This window comes from Falsigemmobacter intermedius, from assembly GCF_004054105.1.
GTDB classification, from domain to species: domain Bacteria; phylum Pseudomonadota; class Alphaproteobacteria; order Rhodobacterales; family Rhodobacteraceae; genus Wagnerdoeblera; species Wagnerdoeblera intermedia.
Window position 1 is genome coordinate 1 of record NZ_SBLC01000129.1, and the last position, 1,635, is coordinate 1,635.

Sequence of the window (1,635 nt, forward strand, 5' to 3'; positions counted from 1 at the left end):
CGCAGGCGGCGTGATGAGCTCGTATCGCGAGCCTTTGTCATCAAGCCAGGCTGAGGGATACTCCGGGTCGAGCGAGACGACGCCATGAAATGTGCTGTCATCCGGGCTCAATACCGCCCAACCCGACAACTCTGATGTCCCGCTGAGAAAACCTCTCAGATTATGGCTGACGATCGCCACCAGGATGAAAAACCGGCCATCCATCTGACGCACCACGGGTCTTTTCGGTTGTGATTTATCTATGCTGTAGCTGGGTACCACATGAGCCTCCCGATCGGCCGACAGAACAAACCTGCCTGCAATCCTGCAACCTGTCAAAGCACGCGCTTCTGAAAGCGATTGAGGTTATCGCGCTGATTTCCCCGTGCCGGGTGAGTAGCTGAAGAAAAAGCCTGAGACCCATAAGGATCTCAGGCTCTGTGCCTCCTGCCTTCCGCCTTTATACCCCATGAGGGGCCGGTCCCGGCGGTTTACGCGTAAGCGCAGGCTAAGTTTCAGCTGTGCACATGACTGTCAGGAATGGACCGGGTTCGTCTGAAGAATGGGACAATCCCGTTATCAGGCGAGACGCACATTCGTCGCGGACTCGCGGCCGTCACGACCGGTCTCAACGTCGAAGGAGATCTCCTGACCTTCATCGACGCCACGCAGACCTGCGCGTTCAAGCGCTGAGATATGAAGGAAGATATCGTTCTTGCCACCCTGAGGTGCCACAAAACCGAAACCTTTGGTGGAATTAAACCATTTTACGGTGCCCATAGCCATGATGGTGCTCCTTATATAGCGCCACCCGCAATGTGCGATGGCCTGGCAAGCGCAATGATCGAGAACTGCGCCGTAAGACCAGAACCAAAAACTTAACTGCCTGACTAAGATGGGCTCCTCCTCAGGGTTTAGCAAGGGGCTGTGGAAATTTATTTCCTAAAAATACCGGTTGTGAAAATATTATTTCTCGAACCGCCCTATTTTACCGACTCGCAGGTTAATCTGTGCTATGAAGGCAGAGCAGCTTTCGCTGCGAAGGATGCCTTTGTGCAAATGTTTACCCCCAAACCGCGTTTCGATCTTGCAGCCTTTCTCGCGGAAAAGGCCGACCCGCTCCAGGTGAAGAAATACCAGCAGAGCCGCCGTTGGCGCATGTCGCCCAAGGTCACACCGGCAGAGGCCACAGACGGCACTGCGGAAGAACCGGCCTGAGCCGGCATACCGGATGGCAAGCGCGCACGCGCCAGTTCCACGGCCATCCGGCGTCACGCCAGAGATCGTGACACATCCTCCCCACGCCTTGGGCAATCCGCCTGGAGCGCAGGGACAGGTTCGGTTACAGGAGAAATTATGATGAACGAGAGACAATCGCCAAAGCGCCAGCAGGCTGAACTTGCCTTTGCAAAAATCGTCAGCAGCCCACCACAGAACCGCGCTCACACGGAACAACAGATTATAGCAGCCGAGCGTCAGGCCAGGACTTCGCATCTCCGCGAGCTTCGTCTCTCCGCAGGGCTATATGACAGCTGCGGCCGCGCGGCTCCAGTGTAAGCACAGGTCGACCTCTCGCGTACCTGCCTGGCTCCCCGGACTGAAAATGCGGCGCAGAAAATTCCCGCGCCGCACAAACATCTTTTCAAGATGTTGATA

At 56.0% G+C, this 1,635-nt stretch carries 3 protein-coding genes; 1 reads left to right on the forward strand and 2 read right to left on the reverse strand.

The features are described from left to right. Together EP867_RS19530 and EP867_RS19535 are read right to left on the reverse strand one after the other, a co-directional pair. A partial coding sequence (locus EP867_RS19530) for a hypothetical protein (RefSeq protein WP_206616400.1) occupies positions 1–261 on the reverse strand: 261 nt, incomplete at its 3' end. Positions 262–558: 297 nt separating this feature from the next. Next, positions 559–765, reverse strand: a complete 207-nt coding sequence (locus EP867_RS19535) for a cold-shock protein (protein ID WP_128491085.1) — start codon at positions 763–765, stop codon at positions 559–561. A gap of 141 nt (positions 766–906) precedes the next feature. On the opposite strand from EP867_RS19535, the gene EP867_RS19540 reads away from it, so the two are divergent. Then, positions 907–1,197, forward strand: a complete 291-nt coding sequence (locus EP867_RS19540) for a hypothetical protein (RefSeq protein ID WP_128491086.1) — start codon at positions 907–909, stop codon at positions 1,195–1,197. Positions 1,198–1,635 lie beyond the last annotated feature (438 nt).

Bases quoted from the DNA above. Each gene is read 5' to 3' on its own strand.
- EP867_RS19535 (WP_128491085.1), bottom strand. From the start codon at position 765: ATGGCTATGGGCACCGTAAAATGGTTTAATTCCACCAAAGGTTTCGGT.